This window comes from Carnimonas nigrificans ATCC BAA-78, assembly GCF_000526695.1.
GTDB classification, from domain to species: domain Bacteria; phylum Pseudomonadota; class Gammaproteobacteria; order Pseudomonadales; family Halomonadaceae; genus Carnimonas; species Carnimonas nigrificans.
The window spans coordinates 250,737-272,667 of sequence record NZ_JAGO01000012.1 but is presented as its reverse complement, the minus strand read 5'-3'; the positions used below and the strand labels follow the sequence as shown (position 1 = coordinate 272,667).

At 54.4% G+C, this 21,931-nt stretch carries 26 protein-coding genes and 1 tRNA gene; 10 read left to right on the top strand and 17 right to left on the bottom strand.

Going from position 1 to position 21,931, the window contains the following annotated elements; all coding sequences use genetic code 11:
- Window positions 1-100 precede the first annotated feature (100 nt).
- Both rnhA and L881_RS0107255 read right to left on the bottom strand, forming a co-directional pair.
- Window positions 101-571, bottom strand: a complete 471-nt coding sequence (rnhA, locus tag L881_RS0107260) for a ribonuclease HI (RefSeq protein WP_025733037.1) — start codon at window positions 569-571, stop codon at window positions 101-103.
- A 77-nt stretch (window positions 572-648) separates the two neighbouring features.
- On the bottom strand, window positions 649-1,446 hold the full coding sequence (locus L881_RS0107255) for a methyltransferase domain-containing protein (RefSeq protein ID WP_025733036.1): 798 nt from the start codon (window positions 1,444-1,446) through the stop codon (window positions 649-651).
- A gap of 308 nt (window positions 1,447-1,754) precedes the next feature.
- Here L881_RS0107255 and gloB point away from each other — a divergent pair, with 308 nt between their 5' ends.
- From gloB to L881_RS0107240, 3 genes are all read left to right on the top strand, one after another.
- On the top strand, window positions 1,755-2,564 hold the full coding sequence (gene gloB / locus L881_RS0107250) for a hydroxyacylglutathione hydrolase (protein ID WP_051464822.1): 810 nt from the start codon (window positions 1,755-1,757) through the stop codon (window positions 2,562-2,564).
- Between the two features lie 116 nt (window positions 2,565-2,680).
- Window positions 2,681-3,784, top strand: a complete 1,104-nt coding sequence (locus L881_RS13015; protein ID WP_025733034.1) for a transglycosylase SLT domain-containing protein — start codon at window positions 2,681-2,683, stop codon at window positions 3,782-3,784.
- A gap of 20 nt (window positions 3,785-3,804) precedes the next feature.
- Window positions 3,805-4,239 (top strand): hypothetical protein, encoded by a 435-nt coding sequence (locus tag L881_RS0107240; RefSeq protein WP_025733033.1) that lies wholly within the window; start codon window positions 3,805-3,807, stop codon window positions 4,237-4,239.
- Window positions 4,240-4,758: 519 nt separating this feature from the next.
- Here L881_RS0107240 and L881_RS0107230 read toward each other — a convergent pair.
- From L881_RS0107230 to L881_RS0107220, 3 genes are read right to left on the bottom strand one after another with little or no spacing between them, the layout of a single operon-like run.
- Window positions 4,759-5,541 (bottom strand): amidohydrolase, encoded by a 783-nt coding sequence (locus L881_RS0107230; protein ID WP_025733032.1) that lies wholly within the window; start codon window positions 5,539-5,541, stop codon window positions 4,759-4,761.
- A 49-nt stretch (window positions 5,542-5,590) separates the two neighbouring features.
- Window positions 5,591-6,322, bottom strand: a complete 732-nt coding sequence (locus L881_RS0107225) for an LrgB family protein (RefSeq protein WP_025733031.1) — start codon at window positions 6,320-6,322, stop codon at window positions 5,591-5,593.
- Window positions 6,319-6,708: a CidA/LrgA family protein gene (locus L881_RS0107220; RefSeq protein ID WP_025733030.1), complete on the bottom strand. Its 390-nt coding sequence runs from the start codon at window positions 6,706-6,708 to the stop codon at window positions 6,319-6,321. Before L881_RS0107220 ends, L881_RS0107225 begins: the two co-directional genes overlap by 4 nt.
- Window positions 6,709-6,954: 246 nt before the next feature.
- Here L881_RS0107220 and L881_RS13575 point away from each other — a divergent pair, with 246 nt between their 5' ends.
- On the top strand, window positions 6,955-7,113 hold the full coding sequence (locus tag L881_RS13575) for a YqaE/Pmp3 family membrane protein (RefSeq protein WP_034578786.1): 159 nt from the start codon (window positions 6,955-6,957) through the stop codon (window positions 7,111-7,113).
- Between the two features lie 73 nt (window positions 7,114-7,186).
- A tRNA-Pro gene (locus L881_RS0107210) sits at window positions 7,187-7,263 on the top strand.
- A 271-nt stretch (window positions 7,264-7,534) separates the two neighbouring features.
- Here L881_RS0107210 and L881_RS0107205 read toward each other — a convergent pair.
- Window positions 7,535-8,110: a DUF2441 domain-containing protein gene (locus L881_RS0107205; RefSeq protein WP_025733029.1), complete on the bottom strand. Its 576-nt coding sequence runs from the start codon at window positions 8,108-8,110 to the stop codon at window positions 7,535-7,537.
- A gap of 289 nt (window positions 8,111-8,399) precedes the next feature.
- Between L881_RS0107205 and L881_RS0107200 the strand changes: the two genes are divergently transcribed.
- Complete coding sequence (locus L881_RS0107200; protein ID WP_025733028.1) at window positions 8,400-9,878, top strand: DNA sulfur modification protein DndB; 1,479 nt, start codon at window positions 8,400-8,402, stop codon at window positions 9,876-9,878.
- Window positions 9,879-10,144: 266 nt separating this feature from the next.
- On the opposite strand, the gene L881_RS0107195 is transcribed toward L881_RS0107200, so the two are convergent.
- Window positions 10,145-10,366 carry a hypothetical protein gene (locus L881_RS0107195; protein WP_025733027.1) on the bottom strand — a complete coding sequence of 74 codons (222 nt, stop codon included), beginning with the start codon at window positions 10,364-10,366 and terminating at the stop codon, window positions 10,145-10,147.
- A gap of 327 nt (window positions 10,367-10,693) precedes the next feature.
- Between L881_RS0107195 and aguB the strand changes: the two genes are divergently transcribed.
- From aguB to L881_RS0107175, 4 genes are all read left to right on the top strand, one after another.
- Window positions 10,694-11,587, top strand: coding sequence for an N-carbamoylputrescine amidase (gene aguB / locus L881_RS0107190; protein WP_025733026.1), 894 nt, complete (start codon window positions 10,694-10,696; stop codon window positions 11,585-11,587).
- Window positions 11,584-12,684 carry an agmatine deiminase gene (gene aguA, locus L881_RS0107185; RefSeq protein ID WP_025733025.1) on the top strand — a complete coding sequence of 367 codons (1,101 nt, stop codon included), beginning with the start codon at window positions 11,584-11,586 and terminating at the stop codon, window positions 12,682-12,684. Before aguB ends, aguA begins: the two co-directional genes overlap by 4 nt.
- Before the next feature lie 50 nt (window positions 12,685-12,734).
- Window positions 12,735-14,660, top strand: a complete 1,926-nt coding sequence (gene speA, locus L881_RS0107180) for a biosynthetic arginine decarboxylase (protein WP_025733024.1) — start codon at window positions 12,735-12,737, stop codon at window positions 14,658-14,660.
- A 205-nt stretch (window positions 14,661-14,865) separates the two neighbouring features.
- A complete protein-coding gene (locus L881_RS0107175) occupies window positions 14,866-15,063 on the top strand; it encodes a hypothetical protein (protein ID WP_025733023.1) in 198 nt (65 codons plus the stop codon).
- Between the two features lie 66 nt (window positions 15,064-15,129).
- Here L881_RS0107175 and L881_RS0107170 read toward each other — a convergent pair whose 3' ends face one another.
- From L881_RS0107170 to cobT, 10 genes are all read right to left on the bottom strand, one after another.
- Window positions 15,130-15,468, bottom strand: coding sequence for a hypothetical protein (locus L881_RS0107170; RefSeq protein ID WP_025733021.1), 339 nt, complete (start codon window positions 15,466-15,468; stop codon window positions 15,130-15,132).
- Between the two features lie 231 nt (window positions 15,469-15,699).
- The gene (locus tag L881_RS0107165; protein WP_025733020.1) at window positions 15,700-15,897 is read right to left on the bottom strand and encodes a DUF1737 domain-containing protein; all 198 of its coding nucleotides are present in this window, start codon (window positions 15,895-15,897) and stop codon (window positions 15,700-15,702) included.
- A gap of 105 nt (window positions 15,898-16,002) precedes the next feature.
- Window positions 16,003-16,491: a GNAT family N-acetyltransferase gene (locus L881_RS0107160; RefSeq protein ID WP_034578785.1), complete on the bottom strand. Its 489-nt coding sequence runs from the start codon at window positions 16,489-16,491 to the stop codon at window positions 16,003-16,005.
- 79 nt (window positions 16,492-16,570) lie between these two features.
- Window positions 16,571-17,086 carry a hypothetical protein gene (locus L881_RS0107155; protein ID WP_025733018.1) on the bottom strand — a complete coding sequence of 172 codons (516 nt, stop codon included), beginning with the start codon at window positions 17,084-17,086 and terminating at the stop codon, window positions 16,571-16,573.
- Between the two features lie 91 nt (window positions 17,087-17,177).
- Entirely contained in the window at window positions 17,178-17,858 is a 681-nt protein-coding gene (bluB, locus tag L881_RS0107150) for a 5,6-dimethylbenzimidazole synthase (RefSeq protein ID WP_051464820.1), read from the bottom strand.
- A 64-nt stretch (window positions 17,859-17,922) separates the two neighbouring features.
- Window positions 17,923-18,861: an adenosylcobinamide-phosphate synthase CbiB gene (gene cbiB / locus L881_RS0107145; protein ID WP_025733016.1), complete on the bottom strand. Its 939-nt coding sequence runs from the start codon at window positions 18,859-18,861 to the stop codon at window positions 17,923-17,925.
- Entirely contained in the window at window positions 18,858-19,484 is a 627-nt protein-coding gene (locus L881_RS13005) for a histidine phosphatase family protein (protein WP_025733015.1), read from the bottom strand. The genes cbiB and L881_RS13005 overlap by 4 nt, the downstream gene beginning before the upstream one ends.
- The gene (gene cobU / locus L881_RS0107135; protein ID WP_025733014.1) at window positions 19,474-19,998 is read right to left on the bottom strand and encodes a bifunctional adenosylcobinamide kinase/adenosylcobinamide-phosphate guanylyltransferase; all 525 of its coding nucleotides are present in this window, start codon (window positions 19,996-19,998) and stop codon (window positions 19,474-19,476) included. Before cobU ends, L881_RS13005 begins: the two co-directional genes overlap by 11 nt.
- A 15-nt stretch (window positions 19,999-20,013) precedes the next feature.
- Window positions 20,014-20,784: an adenosylcobinamide-GDP ribazoletransferase gene (locus L881_RS0107130; protein ID WP_025733013.1), complete on the bottom strand. Its 771-nt coding sequence runs from the start codon at window positions 20,782-20,784 to the stop codon at window positions 20,014-20,016.
- Window positions 20,781-21,866 (bottom strand): nicotinate-nucleotide--dimethylbenzimidazole phosphoribosyltransferase, encoded by a 1,086-nt coding sequence (cobT, locus tag L881_RS0107125; protein WP_084055432.1) that lies wholly within the window; start codon window positions 21,864-21,866, stop codon window positions 20,781-20,783. Before cobT ends, L881_RS0107130 begins: the two co-directional genes overlap by 4 nt.
- Window positions 21,867-21,931 lie beyond the last annotated feature (65 nt).

Below are 21,931 nucleotides of genomic sequence, written 5' to 3'. Positions count from 1 at the left end.
CCTGACCGCCCGTTATGGAAACGTTATAGAAACTTCGTCGAGCGCGCTGTAAAGCGTTATCGCTCATCTGCTGGGCTAGTATCAGCGGTGTCGTTCGCTGTCAGCGCTGTTTGCCCATGAGATCGTCCATGGCGAGATTGGCAAGAGCGTCAGCGCGCTCATTGCCCGGATGTCCCGCATGGCCCTTGACCCAGTGCCACGCCACCTGGTGGCGCTCGGTCTCCGCCAATAGCTCCTGCCACAGCTCTGCATTCTTGACCGGAGCCTTTGACGCCGTTTTCCAACCGCGCCGCCGCCAGTTGTGAATCCACTTCGTAATGCCATTTCTGACATATTCGGAATCGGTATAAAGGGCAACATCACAGCGCCGTGTCAGCGCGCGCAGCCCCATAATGGCAGCGGTTAGCTCCATGCGATTATTGGTGGTTTGCTGCTCGCCGCCTTTCAGCTCCTTTTCGTGGGGGCCGCTTTGCAGCAGCGCTCCCCAGCCACCGGGGCCAGGATTGCCTCGGCAGCCGCCATCGGTATAAAGCGTTACAGTCGGGAGTGTTGTGGAAGCTTCAGAAGACATGGCGACTCAATCAGGATGATCCATCAAAACGGGTCATTATATAGAAGTGTATGGCTACGCAGATAGCGTCTTGCCCACTATCGGGAGTGATCGGAAACGATTTTCGATGAGGAGCGGCGAGAGCCGGGTGCCAGCCGGTTTCTGCACGCGCCAAGCCCTGCGGAACGGGCTGGCAAGGCCAGCGGTTGCCAGCGACGACGCCCAATCGGAATAACACGCTCCAGCCGCCGTTTGGCGGTTATCACGTAGGTGTGCGCAAACGGCAGGTTGTATCGGCGCCAGCAGGATTCCCAGCGCGGCCGATAGCGCGATATCGAATAGGCGCAGTAGTCTACCCGCTCGATCTCGAAATCAACAAACGCCAGCCAGTCGCGCAATTGCGAGGTGGAGCGCCATGCAAGCTGATGAGGAAAACGCTTGTGGCGGCTTGGTCCAATGCGGCTCAAGCGCCCCGGCCCCATGGGGTGCCAGCCAATAATGATCAGCTTGCCGTTGTCATCGGTCACTCGCGCAGCTTCACTCAACAGATAATGCGGCTCGTGCAGGATATCCAGCAGATGATGAATGATCACCAGCGACATTGATTCGTCAGGCAGCGCTAGCTGGGCAGGATCACATAGCAGCGAGGAGCTGGAATGCGCGTAACTGGCACTGGGCACCCACTGCACCTGATGGCGAAGATTGCTGAGTGGCAGCAGCGGCATGGCCGCCGTGAACTCAAGCCCATGCTGACCTGGCAACGCCTCGACAAGCGGCCCCACGCAGGCGCGCTGACACTGCCACATCGCCTTGCCGCGTTCGCTCTGCCAAAAGTCCCGCGCCTGCTGGAGCAATCGGGCCGATGAAGCCACTCCATTGGCGGCCGCTGCACACATGGGTAACCTCCCCATACGGTGTTTGTGTTAGACTGCGCAGTTCAATTGAGCCAACGCTCTATGCAACGCCTTAACAAGCGACTGCCAGCGTTGAGCGGTATCGACACCTTCCTGCCGATCAATACCATTGGCATAACAGTGCTGGCCGGTGTGCATTTACTTTTGCGGATGTCGCTCACGTTTACGCGCTGTCAGGCGTCTATACCGTTCGGCCAAGCCGCGCGTAATGCATCAACTATACAGTAAATCACTGTTGGGCGGGCGGCTTGCCCGGGTATTGCTACCCCCGTTTTGTCAGGAGTTCCCGTATGTCTTATTCACACCAGGCAACCACCGCGTTGCAGGTTACGGCGCTTAATGCATTCTCGGACAACTATATCTGGCTGGTGCGGCGCGCAGGGCAGCATGAAGTGGTGGCCGTAGACCCGGGTGAAGCGGCTCCGGTCATCGAGTGGCTTGAAAGCGAGGAAGGCAGCGACTACCGGTTGACCGATATTCTCATCACCCATCATCATCATGACCACACTGGCGGCGTCGCCGAACTGGTCGAGCGCTACGCTGCTCGCGTCAGCGGCCCTGCCCAATGCAAAAGTGTCAGCATCGACCGTCCGTTAAGCGAAGGCGACACCATTGAGCTGTTGGGTGCCACAGCCCGCATCTGGGAGACCCCAGGGCACACACTCGATCATATTGTCTATCTGGTGGATACCGCCACGCCGCTGCTGTTCTGCGGTGATACCCTGTTCCACGCGGGCTGTGGCCGTCTGTTCGAAGGCAGCGCAGCGCAAATGCAAGCGAACTTCGCGCGCCTGAAGGAACTCCCCGGCAAGACCCTGGTCTATGGAGCCCATGAGTATACGCTGGCGAATCTCGAATTCGCCCGTCAGGTCGAACCTGACAATCAGGACATTGCCGCTGATATCGACCGCGTCAAACAGATGCGTCAGCAGCAGCGTCCTTCGTTGCCCAGCAGCATTGAGCTGGAGCAGCGTGTTAATCCGTTCATGCGGTATCAGAATTCCGCAGTCGTCCAGGCATTGGAAGCCCATTCTGGACAAACTCCTGCCGATGAAACCGAGGCATTCGCGCTCTTGCGCAGTTGGAAAGACAACGCTTGAAGGTCGTCATGAGCATTGCTCGACAGAGAACTGGCCGTCACTCGCGTTTACTTCTCGGTCGCCGAGGTCCAGGAAGGATCATCCGGCGATACGGCAATTTCGCAAGGTAGTGTGCTGTGTCTTTAACAGACTTGATTGAAAATCGCATCAAGCGCCGCACGGGGATGCTGGCGGGTGGATTGATGACGTTAACACTGGGTATTGGTAGCTGGCTGGCGCTCTCCGAACGTGGTGATATCAGCTTTTACCAGGTAAGCATTGAAGACGTTGTCTCCTACGACTCTGCATGGCAGCGTGTTTCCGCCAACTTCGCTCTGGATCATCACAGCGACAATCCTCGCGTCCAGCGGTGGATCTCGTGGTATCAGGATCATCCAGAAATGTTCGCTGATTATGCGAAACAGGCTGCTCCCTGGATGCACTACGTGAGTCGTGAAGTCGAAAAGCGCGGCTTGCCGGGAGAGCTGGCGCTGCTGCCCTTCGTTGAAAGTGGCTACAACCCTCTCGCACGCAGTCCCAAGGGGCCGACGGGCATATGGCAGTTGGCCTCGGCAACGGCTGACGATCTGGGCCTGCGCAACACTCTGGGCTATGCGGCGCGGCAGGATGTAAAAGCCTCCACGACGGCTGCCCTCGATTATCTGGAGCTGCTGCAGCGTCAGTGGTATCACGGCGACTGGGAATCGACACTGGCGGCCTACAACGCCGGCCCGGGCCGAGTGAATCTGGCTCGCGTTGAAAGCGGTACCAACAGCTTCTGGGAAACCCGACTGCCCCAGGAGACGCGCAACTATGTGCCCAAGCTCTTGGCGCTGGCAACCATTGTGTCGGACCCTGAACGCTATGGCATTGAGCTGCCCCATGTCGATGATGCTCCCTCCGTGGTAGAGATCAATCTGGATCACTCGCTCGATGTCGCCTCTGCCGCGAAGCTGGCCGGTGTTGCCCCAGCGGAGATCAGGCGTCTTAACCCTGCGTATGTGGGCAATTGGGTCGATAACTCGCTCTTGATTCCAAGTGAGGCGGAGCAACGCTTCAAGGAGCAGCTAGCGATATTGCGCAGCGGCGATCGACAGCTTGAATATGTGGTAGCGCAAGGCGATACGCTTAGCGTTATCAGCCACCATTCGGGCATTCCTGTCGAGCAGATTCAGCACGACAACAAGCTCAAGGGCAAGCCGTTAAAAACGGGCCAAACCCTGCTGTTGGCCGGCGCTTGATTTCTTCTTCGAGGATCGGGATGCTGTGCGTTTTCCACCACTCGATCGCATCCTTTATGCCGCAGCGTTTTTTCCCCTCTCTATTTGCCGCGCTTATGGCGTCGCTGATGCTGCTATCGCCAGGTGTTGCTCCCCAGGCGGTTGCGGCTCCTCGCTATAGCAGTGGCGATGTCTGCGTATTGCAAACGCTGTTGGTCATGGAGCGCCTGGATCGCTACACATCCCGCAAAAAGGCCGGCTTCAACGGTTTCTACCGCGATGTCATGAATCAGCTGCTGAGCACCGACCTGCTGGCTGGTCAGCCCAATCAGCGCAAGATATTTCTGCTTAACTCGCTGCACTACTCCGCAGACACGGCTTATCGCCAGCGCAATAAGCTCAGTGACAAAGAAGTAAAACTGAATCTTCAAAAAGAGCTGGCAGCTACCTGTAGTCGCCAGATAGGTTCGCATTAGGCTGATAAGTGAGTCGCGTGTCTCACTATTATTCGGCTTTCAAAAGAGCTTCAAAAGAAGAGAGCCAGTGCTGCTGAACACAGCGCTGGCTCTCTTTTATCTTTTACGCAGACATCAGCTCAAAGATGCAGAAAGATCGACACGACCGATAACACAGCACTGACCGCCGTGATCACCAGTGATATTTTGCTGGCTTTGGCAAATCCCCGTTTGCGGGTATTGCTAAAGATGAAGAAGTTGACGATGCTCGAGATCAACGCCAGTGCTGCTATTCCCCAGAAGATAAAAAACACAATTCATTCTCGCTTATGGCAATGGCTCGCCGCTGAAGAGATGCTGGCGAGACACTACGTTAACACTTAAAGCGTTATTGGCCACGACCACCACCCTGCTTTTGGTGCCCCAAGCGGACACCAGTGGGCATATTGTACGCGACGCATGTCAAGGCGTCGCTTATCGGGCGCACCGGTTGGCGCGCCCGGATCGGAGCCGGGCGCACTCGGAGGTAGTAACGTTACTCTAGGGATGCAGGGTAAAGTCGTCGGCATCCTTCCATGCAGGAAATTTTTCGCGGAAGCGTTGCAGGCTTTCAAGCCCAATGACGCCTGTGCGCACGAAAGGAATATCCGCTGGCTCGTCAATCAGCGTTTCACCCCGATAGTCGATCAATGCAGAGTCACCGCTATGATGAAGCCCATTGCCATCCTTGCCGCAGCGATTGACGCCCACCACATAGCACTGATTTTCCAGCGCGCGCGCCTGTAGCAGCGTGCGCCAGACCTGACGACGGCTGGAAGGCCAGTTGGCAACGCACACCAAAAGATCATACTCATTGCCGCGATTGCGATGCCACACCGGAAAACGCAGGTCATAGCAGACGCTTAGCAGTATGCGCACGCCCTTCAGCTCAACGATAACGCGCTGATCGCCGGCGCTGTAATGGTTGGCTTCCTCGCCCATGCGGAAAAGATGGCGCTTATCGTAATGGCTGACCTCGCCTGTTGGGGTCACCCAATACATTCGGTTGACGTAGCGCCCACCGCTATTGATCGAGAGACTGCCGGTGATAACCGCATCAAGCTCGCTGGCCTTGTGCTTCATCCACGCAAGGGTTTCGCTGCTTTCGGCGGGTTCAGCAGCTTCATTCACCTGCATGGTAAAACCGGTAGAAAACATCTCCGGCAATACAATCAAATCGCTGCCGGATACTCCTTCAAGCAGACGATCAAACATCTGCCGATTGGCCTGCGGATCTTCCCAGCGAAGGTCGGTCTGAACCAGCGTAATAACAAGCTCTGACATGGCTGCTACACCTTTTCTTTATCTATTGGTACGGCGCTGAAAGCGAACGCTAACGGATGAATACCTGTAAAAGTGGCAGGATCAGCGCGGTCGCAAGCCCTACACACCCCATTGCCAGCCCTGAAAAAGCGCCAGCCAGCACGCTGATGCTGGCAAAGCTTTGCGCCGTACCGAAGCCGTGACTTGAGGCCCCCATGGTGAACCCCTTTACGATATGATCATGCGCGCCTGTCAGCTTGAATACCAGAGGCCCGGTAAAGCAACCGATAATGCCGGTAATCAGACTCAAGGCTGCTGTCAGCGCAGGGATGCCGCCAATGGACTGGGAAACACCCATCGCAATCGGCGTAGTAACAGATTTCGGCGCGAAGGATGCCACCATCTCGGCAGGCAAGCGAAACAGCGTCGCCAAGCCGATGGTCAGAAACGCAGAGGCCAATACTGCGCCGCCAATCCCCAACAGCATCGGAGCCATCATCATTCGAATACGCGCCAGATTGTCGTAAATCGGCACCGCCAGCATGACCGTAGCTGGCCCCAGCAGAAAATGGATGAACTGCGCCCCTTCAAAGTAATCGTGGTACGAGGTGCCGGTCAGGGCAAGCACGGTAATCAGCGCGGCAATGGCGAGCACCGCTGGTTGCAAATTGAGTTTACTCAGCAACTTAAACTGCTTGATGAGATAATAACTGCCGAGATAAGCCACAGTGGTAAGGAACAGCGACAGCAGCGGTGATGCCGACAGATAGACCCACAGCGAGCCGATTGTGGTGACCTTCATCGCTGCTGCTCCTTGAATACGGGATCTTCATCGTGATTCTTGAGCGCACTGCCCAGTGTGCGGCGCATAAATAACACCATAAAGAGCTGTAGCCCCGCAGTGGAGAGCAGCAGGATAACGGCAATACTGACGAGATGGGCTTCAATGGCCGACCAGTTGGCCATGACCCCAACCCCTGCCGGAACGAACAAAAAGGCCAAATGTTTGGTCAGGCCGTTGGTCGTGATACGAAGTCCTTCAGGCACCCGTCCCAGTACCATTAGGCCGAGCAGCAGAATGATCATGCCGATTACCGGCCCCGGTATGGGGAGATGAAAAAAACGGGCGGTGCTTTCACCGATCAGTTGGCACCCGAGTAAAATAGCCATCCCGACGAGCAGCGGCATGTGAAGCATTCTCCTGGTTGGTAGCACATAAATGGCAGCAAGGTTGATATCTTAAAAATATCAGAAACCCTCTACCGATACAAAATCCTATCCAATGATCGTGCATGGAAAGCCCGGTAGCTCATTTTCCTTGAATAATCGCCCCTTCTCCCCTATTTATACTCTGTGCACAGGCACCCGCCAGGTATAGGAAGGGTGTGTCACCACGCTTAACGATAGCCATAGGTTGCAAAAGGAGTTTGTTCCATGGATCTGATTCGTGTCATCTTCGCGATTATTCTTCCGCCCGTTGGCGTATTTCTCCAGGTAGGTCTCGGCCTGCAATTCTGGATCAATATTCTGCTGACGCTGTGCGGCTACCTCCCCGGTGTCATCCATGCCATCTGGGTGATTGCCAAACGCTAGCAGAAAGCACTTTTCTTTTTCAGAACAAGCGTGTAGTATGCGCAGCGTTCTCAAGGCACTTGCCTGAACAGATCGGAGCGTGGCGCAGCTTGGTAGCGCGTTGCAATGGGGTTGCAAAGGTCGCAGGTTCGAATCCTGTCGCTCCGACCAAAAAGCTTTATAAAATAGCCAGTTAGGTTAACCACCTTACTGGCTATTTTGCGTTGAGTGAAAATCAGGTGAAAACTCTGCCCCGTTGCATCGGGTTTGGCATCGCCCTCTCATGCTGTTTGCACTCGATTTGGCACTAGCAAGTCTGCCGAAGACAAGGTTAAAGGCACGCGGCGAGCAGTCGATTTTCTTGACTGAAAGTATCGCAAACATCCATGTAAGGAATGCAACGGAGAAAGCAGCGTTTGCGACAGGTGTGCGCACGTTTTGGTCACGTCATTCCTACCTGCTTTCCTATCGTAGCTGGAAGATCAATGAGTACTTCACGAACGACAGAAAACTCTTCTGGACCATTATTACCTTCCCAATATTCATTTGCGAGATGATTAACCATCAAGTTGCTACTTGTCGCAAATAGTAAACTCATGTTTGCTATGAAAGTTTTTCCTGATGGAAAAACTTCATATATAGGTTTATCTTTCCAACCGAGGCTCTGTGCTTGTTGCTTTGCGTACTCGACTGTCTCCCATCCGAAGATACATTGAAATCGAGAGGGATGCTCTGAAAATCTTGCTCGCCGCACTTGTTCCCACAGTAAATCAATTGGATAGCCAAGTGAGGGCTCCAAGCCGTCTACCAATCTATGGGCTATTTCCTTTGGAGAAATGAATTGGGCTTTAGAACATAGATAATAAATCTCACCATGCTTGGATAGCCCGTTTGGAAATTCGGTATCAACGAGATTTTGAAGGGCGGCTGGAGTAATATCTTTGAACTGCTTCAATTTTATTTCAGATCCTCCTACAAGAGATTCATTCCTATCAACTGTGTAGTAGCATTTTTTCATAGACCCTTCCTATATATGGGCCAAATTTAACATAAATACTCTTCTCCGTAGTCGAACACTCACAGCTCAATTACAAATGTCAAATTCTAGGCGGTTTTCAGCCATCAGCGGCTTATCAAAAAGCGTCCAGGATGATTTTTATAGAAATCCTGGATGTTTTTTAATTTCAACCAGGAGTAAAAAAAATTCTTGCACACGACATCCCAGGCGTGTTAATTTAAAAACAAATGAAAGATAAGCATTCATTCCAGGTATATTGTATCAAACTAACATGGAGGTTTTATTACTTATGTACCCAGCTAATGATGGCGGCATGCCACAGCCACTCATGTCCAATGATTCCAGCGGCATCGATGATCTCGATAGTTTGCTATCGACTGGTGATACAACAGAAAAACCTTACACGGTTTTTATCGGACACAACCTTGGTCATCGGGTGTTTGTCATGAACATCCCTTTTCACGAGTTCTACTCTATTTCAGAAGTTGCAAACGATGTTGAGGCTGGCGCCGTTGCACAACGACCACTCGATAAAACTCATGCTAATAACCTTGCGAAATATATGCTCAAAGGGCTGGTTTCAGCTGCAAGAATAGCCCTTCAATCTCAAGGAAAGCCTATCCCAGATGCCTTCGAAAGAATTATGCGAAAACTTGGGGATCAATCCTATTTCTCGTTACAACCCATTGTCTGCAACATCAGAGAAATCCCCCTCGGTGGCGGAAGTCCTAGCAATGGTGGTATTCGAGGAAGTCGATTAACTTCTGCCGAGGATGGGAGCACTGCATCATTTAAAGTTTATCTTTCCGAGCGAAATCTATTGTGGGTCATTGATGGACAGCATCGGCGGTATGGTGCAGATATAGTGATGAACTTTCTTGAGTCTGTTCGGCAGGGAGGCACATACCCAGCACGTTCGCCAATTCTGTACCCAGATAAAGGTGAATCCATATCAGCAGATGAGGTATATGTATGGAATGAAGCGTTTAAAGCAGCAAGAACATTCTCTACAGTGACGGTCGAAGTGCATCTTGGATTAAAACTGGATCAAGAAAAACAGCTATTTCACGACCTTAATAAACTTGGCAAGAAAGTTAACCCAAGCCTGGCTCTCGATTTCGATGGGTCTAACCCAGTTACTCAATTCATCAAGAAAAATGTTCTCGAAAATGGAATAGTTCGAGCATCGGAAAAAGAGACGCGTGATTGGTCTCAGGATGGAGGTGAAGTGGCAATGAAGGACCTGGTCTCCATCACTTCAATTGCCTTCTTAAACAAATCAAATGCTTCTGGAGCAACTCCTGCAATAGTTGATCCAAAAGCATATATTGTTGAAAGCCTTTGGCATCATATAGCGAGCATTCAAGGATTTGGGGAAGAACGCGCCAAAGAAAAAACGATTGCCGCTCAACCCGTCGTATTGAAAGCACTAGCTAAGCTCACCTACAATCTGAACTTCAGCAACCGTCGACCTGGCCACGCTGATGAGCAATTTGAACTACTAATGAGCAAAATTGAAGAGATCGATTTTTCTCACAGTAACCCTGTTTGGCGATATTACGATCTCACAAAGGAAGAAGTAGACAAATATAATCTTTCATACTTGTACAAGTGGCTTCCAGATGACACTACAACCGCAAACAGGGATGTGGGGTCATATCAGGCAGGGTTCATGCGATTTGGATCCAAGCATAATGATATTTTCCCAATCATTGGCGACATGATTCGCTACCAGGTCGGTCTTCCTAGTCGCCATAACCATGCCTAAATAAAGATTATCCAAACGTCTCGCAAATTATTTTTGAGACGTTTGGCTAGTTGAAATAATTTTTCGTTGTTTCTCTTTGGAACAGTATAATTTTAACCATATGCCCTGTTACGCGAAGCCGATGGTCAGAGTGAACATTGGCCGCCACAGCTATTTACAACTAGTTGCAACAAAAATGCCCGTCTGGGCATCCAGACGAGCATTTTGTTAAAAATCGTGCCGATCAACGCAGTGCTGCCCGATTGGCAGGCATTGATGGATCGCCGTCAGGAAGCGAGTTCAAACAACTCGCCGTGTACGCCACTCGAAGCTTTTTCAGCAAGCCCCGTTATTTCGTTGGTGCTCAGCGGCAAATTGCTGTTGCCGCTGACGTCAGTAATCAGTTTCAGCGCAGCGGTATAACCGTCAGCGCCCTCTTCTACAGCCTCAATGGCACACTCTCTGGCTGCGTGGTAAAGAACATCGGAGGTAAACAGTGCGTCAAGCATGGCATTACTCCTCGGGTGAATCACTGTAAGTACGTTGCCCGCCTCAGCAGGATTTACGGTTTTCAGTGTGCAGCCTCGATATGAAGCTTTTCCTACCGCTGATAAGAAAGTTTTCCAGTCTTGCCATTTTATTTCCCCACACCCAAGATCCTACACCTTGATTGCTCGGCGAGAAACAGCTATCAAGTGGATGCACCCACCCACAACAGCGACATCACTGCCGGTGTATACGCTTCAGGTTGCGCCTGTTTCCTTGTGCTAGCATGCGTGCCTGCTGCTTTACATGGGGCTTGCGGCGCTGATCGCCCCCTACCAATGGATAATACGATGAGAAAGGTCACCGTTGCCGCCTCTCAGATGGCCTGTAGTAAAGAGATCGACATCAATATTCGCACCGCCGAGCGGCTGGTGCGCAGCGCTCATGCGCAGGGTGCCCAAATCATCCTTGTTCAGGAGCTGTTTGCAGGCCCTTATTTTTGCATTGATCAGCACCCTGCTCACTTTGCACTGGCTGAAAGCGCTGACGACAACCGTTTGATCACCCATTTCGTCCAACTGGCTCGCGAACTTGAGGTAGTGCTGCCGATCAGTTTCTTCGAGAAGGCACACAACGCTTTTTTCAACTCACTGGTCGTGATTGATGCCGATGGCAGTATTCTCGGCAAATACCGCAAATCCCATATTCCCAATGGTCCGGCCTACCAGGAGAAACAGTTTTTTAGTCCAGGGGATACCGGATTCAAGGTGTGGGAGACCCGCTATGCCCGTATTGGCGTAGGTATCTGTTGGGATCAGTGGTTCCCGGAAGCAGCGCGCTGCATGGCATTACAGGGGGCCGAGTTACTGTTCTATCCTTCGGCGATCGGCAGCGAACCAGCCTTCCCCGAGATCAATAGCCAGCCACACTGGACGCGCACCCAACAGGGACACGCGGCAGCCAATCTAACCCCTGTGATTACTTCCAATCGCATCGGCACCGAAACCAGCGAGCATATCGACGGTCTGGAAATGACCTTCTATGGCAGCTGCTTTATTGCCGACCACACGGGAGAACTTGTACAGCAGGCCAATCGCACGGATGAATGCGTGATTGTGCACACCTTTGATCTTGATCATATCGCGCAGGAACGCAGTGCCTGGGGGCTGTTTCGTGACCGTCGTCCCGATCTGTATGGCGCCATTGCGAGCTTTGATGGCAGTGCTGGAACCCGCCACCAATGACCCATGAACATCAATCCGTGCGCTTTTTCATGCCCGCTGAATGGGCGTCTCAGCAGGCTGTATGGATGGTGTGGCCCTATCGCGGGGATAACTGGCGTGAGCAGGCAACTCCTGCCCGGCAGATCTTTGCCAGGGTAGCTGAGGCCATCGCGATGACCACGCCGGTATTTATGGCCGTGGGCAAGCAACATTGGGAAGCCGCCAAGGCGCTGCTAGACGATCGCATTACGCTGGTGGAAATTGAAAGCGACGATGCCTGGGCGCGGGACACCGGCCCTACCATTGTGTTCGATCAGCAGGGCCAGCGCTGTGCGCTTGACTGGCGCTTCAACGCCTGGGGTGGTGAGCTTGGTGGTCTCTACCCCCACTGGCAGCGTGATCAGGCTGTTGCCTCCCAGATTGCCGCTTACCATGAGCTACCCTGCCACGCCATTGATCTGGTCATGGAGGGCGGCGCTATTCACACTGATGGTGAAGGTACGCTTTTGGTAACGCGGGAATGCCTGCTTTCGCCCAACCGCAATCCCACGCTTACCCAGGCGGAGATCGAAGCACAACTACACGCACTGCTGGGCGTCGAAAAGATCATATGGCTACCTCTTGGCGTGTATAAAGACGAAACCGACGGCCACATTGATAATATGTGCTGTTTTGTTCGCCCAGGTGAAGTCGTGCTGAGCTGGACCTACGATCAGGATGACCCGCAATATGCCAGGTCTCAGGCGGCGTTCGATACGCTGAAGCGCTGTACCGATGCACGCGGGCGTACACTGAAAATATGGAAGCTGCCGATGCCGGGGCCGCTCTATGCCACCGAGCAGGAGTGCGCAGGCATTAGTAGCGGTGAAGCGGTGGAACGCTCGGCTGGTGAGCGCCTGGCGGCCTCCTATGTTAACTACCTGATTACCAACCACCAGATCGTGTTTCCTCTATTGGATGAGCGTACCGATAGCCAGGCTCTCGCTATCTTCCGGGAAATGTATCCGGACCATGTCATTACCCCAATCGAAGGTCGCGAAATCCTGCTTGGTGGCGGTAATATCCACTGCATCACTCAGCAGATCCCCGCCTCTGATGCACTGAATGCCTCCTGCTGATCATTCAGCGATTCCCTTTACCGTACCGATCCTGTTTACCAAGGATGGCCATGAATAACGACAACACCTCCTACTCCATCAATAATGCGCGGCGCGTCTACAACATCGACCATTGGGGTGGCGGCTATTACGATTTGGATGCCAGCGGCGATGTGGTGGTAACCCCGACACTGGGGGATCGGGCCACCACGCCGCAAATCAAGCTGACCGAATTGCTGCGGCAAGCCAAACAGAGCGGGCTGCGACTGCCGCTATTGATGCGCTTCAGCAATATTCTGCATTCGCGGGTGGCCTTGCTGTGCAATGCCTTCGATAACGCGATCAAGGAGTGTGACTATCAGGGCCGCTATACGGCGGTATACCCGATCAAGGTCAATCAGCAGCGCCGTGTGGTAGAAGAGTTACTGGCGACGCCACAGCGCAGCGCTGGGCGAGTGGGTCTTGAGGCGGGAAGCAAACCGGAACTGCTGGCAGTGCTGGCGCTCTCTTCTGAAGGCCCCTCAACCATTGTATGCAACGGCTACAAGGATCGCGAATACGTCAGGCTGGCGCTGATGGGCGAGAAGCTCGGCCATCGTGTCTATCTGGTGGTCGAGAAGGAGTCAGAGCTATCGCTGATTATCAGCGAGTCACGGGCGCTGGGAGTGAAGCCCCGTATTGGGCTGCGCGCACGCCTGATGTCAGTGGGCAAGGGAAAATGGGAAAGTTCCGGCGGGGCCAAGTCCAAGTTCGGTCTCACCGCACACCAGATTCTGCAGGTGATCGAGCGGCTGCGCAGCGAGCAGATGCTTGATTGCCTCGACCTTATCCACTTCCATCTCGGCTCCCAGATCGCCAATATTCATGATATCAAGCGCGGTTTGACCGAGTGCGCACGCTTTTTCCAAAGCCTGCACGCTCAGGGAGCAGCGATCAAGGTGGTCGATGTGGGCGGCGGCCTCGGCATTGATTATGAAGGCACACGCTCGCGCAGCCATTGTTCGATCAACTATTCGTTAGGCGAATATGCCAACAATGTAGTGGGCACCTTCCATCAGCTATGTCAGCAGGAAGGATTGCCCCATCCTGACATCATCTCCGAATCAGGCCGCGCCTTGACCGCCCATCATGCGGTGTTGATCACCAATGTGATTGATGAGGAGAAACAGCTCCCTGCCACCATGCCCGAGCGAAGCCACGGCGAGCCATTACTGGAAACGCTGTGGGAGATTCATACTGCCCTTAACCAGCGTCAGCCCCCCTTGATGCTGGCCGAGTATTACCACGATCTGACGCAATCCTTCAGTGAGTTGCAGCACCGCTTTGTGCTGGGCGACATTACCCTGAAGCAGCGCGCTGAAGGCGAGGCGGTCTATATCGGAGCTTGCCATTTATTGCGTCATCATCTTGATTCACGCCATCGTGCACATCGCGAAATTCTCGATGAACTGGCTGAAAAACTGGCTGACAAGCTGTTCGCCAACTTTTCGCTGTTCCAGTCACTTCCCGATGCCTGGGGCATCGACCAGGTATTTCCGGTTATGCCGCTGAGTGGCTTGCAACGTCCAGCCACTCGGCGCGGCATTATTCAGGATATTACCTGCGACTCTGATGGCCGTTTTGATCGTTATATTGATGGCGACAGCGTTGATACCTCCCTGCCGCTTCCCGAGTGGGCAGAGGATGAAGAGCATCTGCTGGGAATGTTTCTGGTGGGTGCTTACCAGGAGATTCTCGGTGATATGCATAACCTGTTCGGCGATACCGATTCGGTTGATGTCAGCGTTGATGCCATGGGCAAATGGCAGCTCAGCTCGCCGATTCGCGGTTCCAGCGTCGCTGGCGTGCTGGAATACGTGAATTTTGATATCGCCGAATTTCACCGCCGTTACCAGCAGCAGTTGGATCAGCACAGCGATCTTACTGATGAAGAACGGCAGTGTTTTATGGAGACCCTTACCGCCGGTTTGCAAGGCTACACCTATCTGGGCAGCTAACGTGCTCTCCCGATCAGGATCGTTGCTGCTTCTGGCTTCGTGCCGACGTGCTTGCGGGTCGGTACGGAGTTTATAACGAAGAAGTCGCCTTCCTTGTAAAAGCCGCTCGACAGGTCACGGCAAGGAGCGCTAAGGTCTCTTCCCACACGCGCTGCTGCCAGGCGGCGCACTGATATTCCAATCCAATCTCTACGAGGAACCCGTCATGATTTTGCTAGTGTGCGCCCTGCTGGCCTTTGCTTTGTTTATAGGTGCCGCTGTCGAAAGTGTGGGTATCGTGCGTGAAGTCAACAAAAACGCCCTCCAGCGCAGCGATGTGGAGTTGGTTCATCGAGGCTGGAAGGCGGCAGGATTGGTGCTATGCGGGGTGATCGTCATTGTAGGCGGTATGCTGGTGGGCTAATGGAACGCCCCTCTTGACGTTCTGGGCCACTACCTCTCGCCTGACCACGCCCGCTTTGTGCCTGGGTTAGAGCTGGCGAGGGTCTTTTTCAAGATCACGCTGATCGTCGAAATCGAGGGAAGTTACCTCACTTTCAAGGGTTTCTTCGTCGATGTCGGTAGTAGCACTTCCAGCTTCTGCGTCCAGCTCTTCCCGAGCCAGCTCATCGGTAAGTTCATCTTCTACTCCCGTTTCGGCGAGATCAGCGTACAGCTCGTTCTCGTCTGCGATATCGGAAGCCGCCTCACTTGAGTAGTTACCTGGCTGGATATCGCCATCAAACTCATTTAAACCGCCATCAACGTTGGCAGTTACCCGAGTTTCCTCATCGAGTGGAAGGCGATGGTCAGAATTGCGGTTGCTCATGTTCCATGCTCCTTTAGTACGTTGATTTTAGTACGTTGATTGCGGGATACCCTACGGCTATACCGTGCGCTTGGGCGACATCTCCAGCATAGCCTGCTTAAAAATAGTGGAAGATACTCTTCTTTCAAAGAGCAAATGCCCATTCACGCTCATACGCCTTGGACAACAGACCAGGCAGCAAATTCAGCCTGCCAATGGCGTTACTCCTTTCCCGTGTTTCCTAAGGCGCAATCAGGCAAATTTCGGCAACACCACCGCTTGAGCAAAATAGACATTTTTGTTGCTGGACAAGTTGATGACCGGCGAACCCGCTAGTCGATAGCCCTCCATTAGCGCCTTGCTTACCTTGCGGCTAAGCTCATCCTTGTTGATAGAGGTGAGAAGCTGATAGGCAAGGCGCACATCATCGCTGTTATCGTCAGTGGGCATAAGGACATCCTTCTGTGAAGAATAAAGACAAGGGCTGGAGAGTAGCATACTACAGCCCTGGCAATGCGCGAGCAGTTCGGCCATCAAGGCGTGAATGACAGCGTCTCAGCGCGATACAACGGCGCGACGCATGGCAATATGCGGAATATTATCTTCGAGATAGATCTCGCCCAGCGCTTCAAAGCCAAGCGATGAATAAAACGCGCTAAGGTGCGCCTGCGCCGAAATCCGGATGGGGTATTCGGGCCAGTGCTCTTCGCACAGAGCAATGGCTTGCGTCATCAGTTGGCGGCCTGCTCCACAGCCGCGCACCTGGGAGCTGCATACCACGCGGCCAATGGATACCGCCATTTCACCACAGTTGTGTGCAGTGGTATCTGGCCCCATGGCACGGGCATAGCAGGCCAGCGTAACGGTCGGCAGACTGCCCAGTAGATGCAGAACATCCTTCCGGCTGTCCACGCCGTCGGGGTCAGCATAGGCGCACTGCTGTTCAACGACGAAAACATCACTGCGCAGTTGCAGCAAGGCATACAGCTCATTGACGCCCAGCTCGTCGAAGTTCCGGACTTTCCACTCTATGGAAGATGACATCACGTTTACCATATAAGAATACGATCAAAAAAACGCCCTGCTTCAGCAGGGCACTTTGTCTACCTTTAGCGAAGAGAGCTTACCAGCTAACGGCATTTTTCAGCTGATCCGTAGAGAGCGCACGGGCAGAGAACTGCTGGCCATCTTCAGAGCGGAGATCGTAAGGGTTGGCGCCGCGGCTGTAGGCTACCAGCACCTTGCCATCCTTGGTCGCGAGCACGTCAGGCTGGTGATGGCCACTGCCGTTGTTTTTTTCAAGCTGGCTTATCTGATCCTGGTCGTAAACTGCCAGGGCAACCAGCGGTTCGGGTTTGGCGCCAGGCTTTGCGGGGGTGTAGTTGAATACCACTACGTTTTCAGCCGGCAGATCATTGCCACCCCAGTCGAGGGTATCTTCGGGAGAGACCAGGCTGTGCCATACGTCAGGATAGTTAAGCGTATAGCCTTCAGTGGTATTTTTGTACGCAGTAATGGTTTGAGTTTGAGCGATTCCCTGACCATTGGGATCACTGACCACCTCTGGACCACCACAACCAGCGAGAAGTGCGACAGAACCGGCCAGGGTGGCCGCGATCATGACATTACTGATTTTCATTTTTAACCTCCTGCATGATTCGTGCTCAAGCACGTGAATCGGTCGTTTCTACGCTGACCAGACAAGCCAACGTTTCAAGACACCGCTCTTACTATAGCGAATCTTTGTCGGAATAACCCGCCGTAGGGGTAATCCATTGATCTGTCATTAAAACATCGGCTCTTTCACGATGTGAATCCCACCCTGCCGTTTCCAGCAAGGGGCGTTCATCGAACCGCTCTACATGGCCGAGACACAATATCGCAATAGGCTCGGCCCCGTTGGGTGCCTTTAGCAGCGCGCGCAGTTCGTCGGGATCGAACAGCGATACCCATCCAAGGCCAATACCCTCGGCACGCGCAGCCAGCCACATGTTTTGAATGGCGCAGCTCGCCGATGCCAGATCCATATGTGGCATGGAGCGACGGCCAAAGATATAGCGCTCTCGGTGATCGCACAGCAAAACGACAATGACCTCGGCACATTCACGAATTCCATCCGTCTTTAGACGCAGGAATTCCTCTTTGCGCTCGCCCAGCGCGGCCGCCGTCTGCTGACGCTCATGTTCGGCAAGCTGGAAAATCTCTTCCCGCAGCGAGGCTTGCTGAATGCGTACGAAGCGCCATGGCTGCATATAACCGACGCTGGGTGCCGCCAATCCTGCGTCGATGATCCTGTTCAGCACCTCTTCAGCAATAGCCCCCGCCTTGAAATGCCGCACATCACGCCTTTCGTAAATAGCGCGGTAGACGCCCTCTTTCTGGTCGGCAGGAAATGCCCATTCCATCGGCATGAATCACCTACAAGGATTAAGAATAGAAGGATTAAAGACATGAAGTGAACGGTGAAGCCATCCGTCAGTTCAATGCGCTGATGATCGTCACCACACCAAGAATTGCTGCCACCCAAAGGAGACCGGCCCGATTCACCAGCGTGATGGCTCGGCTAATATCAGCGCTTGCAGCGGGTGGGCCTTCTCCCAACTGACCGCGCCATTGGCGTACTCCATGGTAGCTGCTCCAGCCGCCTAACTGCCGGCCCAGAGCCCCCGCCCCTGCCGCCATGACCGGGCCTGCATTGGGGCTTTTCCAGCGTGAGCCGTACACACGAGCGCAACGCAGGCTGCTACGCGCCGAGTTACGGCTACCGCTGACACAGGCGTAGGCGAGCACCGTCAAGCGCGCTGGCAGCCAGTTGAGAAGATCATCCATACGGGCAGCTACTCTGCCGAACCTCACATAACGACCGTTGCGGTAGCCCCACATCGCATCCAGGGTATTGCTCAAGCGATATAACACCACGCCCGGTAGCCCTAATAGCGCAAACCAAAACAGCGCGGCAAATACCGCATCCGCCCCATTTTCAAGCATCGACTCACAGGCCGCGTTGGCAATACCCGCTTCATCCAGCCCCTCGACATCGCGGCTGACAATCATGCTCAACGCATGGCGGCTCGCCTCGATATCGCCCGCCAGTAAGGGCACGGCCACGCGCTGCCCATGCTGGGCCAGACTTTTCCAGCCAATCGAGAGATAAAGCCCCAGCGCCGATAGTAGCCACCACCCTATGCTTTCGCCGAGCCATCGCTCTATCCCTATCGCTGCCGCAACAAAAGGCAGTACCGCCAACGCCCAGGCCAGACCACCGCGCAAGATAGCGTAATGTTCACCGTGCAGCATGCGTTCCAGCCACTGCGCCCAGCGCGCCCATCCTACTAATGGATGAAAACGGCGCGGCTCCCCCCACCAGGCATCCAACGCACATCCCAACAGCAGCGGCACCGCTACCGAGATCATGGCGCTCCTCCCGATGGGCCGAGATATACCAGTCGGCTCCAGCTCTGACCGCTGTCGTCGCGAGTGACTTCGAACCTGACCAGATGCGCGTAATCGACACCCAGCGCTGCTAAAAAGGAGGTGGAAAGCGTCTCCAGACCCAGGGCAGCAGCTATCCAGCATTTGATAACGCCTGCGTGAGTCACTACCAGGGTGTGCTGGCTTGAGTGGCCGAGTAACGCCTGCCACGCCTCACGGCAGCGTGCGGTGAAGGTCGCTACCGGCTCTGCGCCAGGAGGAGGAAAACGGTATGGGTCCTGCCAAAAACGCGCTAGCTGTTCGGGATGCTGCTGATGAAGGGTCTCCAGTGCCACGCCATCCCAATCCCCAAAATCCATTTCAGCGAGACGTTCATCTACCTCAAGCGCTAGCTGCCAATGAGAAGCGAACTGCACGGCACTGTCCCGACAGCGCCGCAAGGGTGACGTGACCAGACGCTGAGGCCGCTCAAGATGGCGCAGCGCGTGCGCTATTTGTGCCTCGCCCGCGCTACTGAGCGGCATGTCGGAGCGTCCGCGCAGAGAGGATGGCCCTGCGCACGCCCCATGGCGCAAGCAATCGACAATCAGGGAATCAAGGGGCATCAGGGGAGCCTTTCAAGCACTGCGGCAGGCCCGCTACCACCCACCACACGCGATCCGCACGAGCAGCCAGTTGCTGGTGTAACCAACCGCTGTAATCAACAAAGCGCCGCGATAACGCTTCTGTAGGTACGACCCCTTGGCCGGTTTCATTGGAGACCGCGACTACCCGCCCTGGCGCTTCGGCCATCGCATGAACAAGAGCATCATTGCTGGCGGATAGCTGATCGGGCGCAGCCAATAGCTGATTGGTAAGCCAGAGCGTCAAACAGTCAATCAGCAGCAACCGATCCTGGTGCGCATGTGTCTGGATGGCGTCTGCCAGAGCCAGCGGCACTTCATGAGTAATCCATTCCTGCGGGCGCTGGTGACGATGCGCTGCAATACGCGCCGCCATCTCGTCATCCCAGGCTTCAGCGGTGGCAATATAATGCACGGCCAGGCCGCTACTGCTGGCAAGCTGTTCAGCGTAGCGGCTTTTTCCTGAACGCGCTCCGCCCAGCACCAATTCCAACACGTTGAATTCCTTTTTCTAGCTAACGTGAGCGATAACGATGAGATAGATCAAAAGTTCGGCAACTACCTGCACCATTCCCAGACAATCACCGCTATAGCCCCCCAGACGCCGCCGAAACCAGCTACGTAATAGCCACAGCATGAGCGCAATTGTCAGTGCGCTGACAAGAGTTAGCCAACTTCCCAGCGCAATAACGGCAATGATCAGTGCCACAACGATATTGAGCAGTAGTTCGGTCAGTTGGGGAGTATCACTGAGCGCCACCACCTTGCTGTTGTGAAGTCGGGCATAAGGCAGCAGCGCCATCATGATCACCGCCGCTGCTCGACTGATGGCGGCCGCTGTAATCAATGTGCCCGCCAGCACGCCAGGATGATCGCTTAATGTCAGCAGGGCTGCTGTCTTGATGAGGAGTGCCATTATCAACGCAAGTGCGCCAAAGCTGCCGATTCGGGAGTCTTTCATGATCGCCAGGCGCTGTTCGGGCGTATGCCCTCCACCGATGCCGTCAACGGTATCGGCAAGGCCATCTTCATGAAAACCACCGGTAATAATTAAAGTTATTGCGATGGTAAGAGGTGCGGCGATAAGGGGTGACAACCACCACAAGATAACGGTATAAAAAAGTAGGGAAATTACCCCTATCCCAGCGCCAATCAAGCTGAAATAGCGTCGTGAATGCTGTAAATCGAGAGCTGAGGGAGCTCCAACCGATACGGGAATGCGGGTCAGGAATGCCAGCGCCAGACGCATCAGATATAGCTGGCGCGCAAGCACGTTGCTCATAACGACAGACCCGCGTCGGTGACGCTCGCCATCTCGTTATAGCAAGCCAGCGCCGTGCGGAGGGTAGGCACCAGCAGCACGCCGCCTACCCCTTCACCAATACGCAGTTGCAGCTCCATCAACGCCTTCACGTCGAGATATTCAAGGAGTGCCGAATGCCCCTGCTCGCTGCCGCAATGGGCAAATATCAGGTAATCCTTGGCCGATGGCACCAGTGCACAGGCCAGACAGGCGGCGACTCCCGCCACGAAGCCATCAATTACGCTGATAACGCCCTGCTCGGCGGCGCCCAGTAAGGCCCCCGCCATGGTGATGATTTCAAAACCGCCCAGACGCGCCGCCAGCGCTAACGGATCACCTTCGGCCAGCGGAAGATGCAGCGCCAGTGCCTGGTCGATCAGAGCACGTTTATGCGCCAGGGTATCGGTATTGATGCCAGTTCCCACTCCCGTACAAGCGGCCGATGAGTAACCGGTCAACCCCGCCATCAGCGCGGCGGCAGCCGTGGTATTGCCAATGCCCATTTCCCCTACGCAAAGCAGGTCCATGCCAGCTTCACAGCGCTTGCGGGCAAGCTCAATCCCATTGGCAATACCCGCTGCGGCGGTTTCAAGCGTCATGGCCGGCGCCTGATGAATGGCCACCGTGCCCGCCCCCAACCGACAAGCTGTAACACGAGGATCAGCAGGAAGTGGCTGCACGACACCGCAATCAACCACTTCCAGCGCCACATTTGCCTGGCGAGCAGCGACACCTACCGCTGCATCTCCTGCCAGAAAATGCGTCACCATCACCGGAGTGAACTCACTTCCTACCAGTGACACGCCCTCCGCAGCGACACCGTGATCGGCAGCGAAGATCATCAGCCGTGGCGATGTCACTCGCAAAGGCCCGGATTCGCCGCGCAGGCAAGCACAACAAGCCCACTGGCGCATAATGTTTTCAAGCGCCCCCAGCGCTCCCGGTGGCTTCAAGCGAGAATCAATGCGCTGCTGGATAGCGTTGCGCTGCTCTCCGGGCACTGCGTGTTCCAGCCAGGGAATGTCAATTGACAGGGTATTCGGCAAAGTTGCTGTGGGCATGATGCAAGGGTCCAGCGAGAAGAGAGCGGCGCTAAAAGATAGCAACCACCGTGATGGCGCTCAAG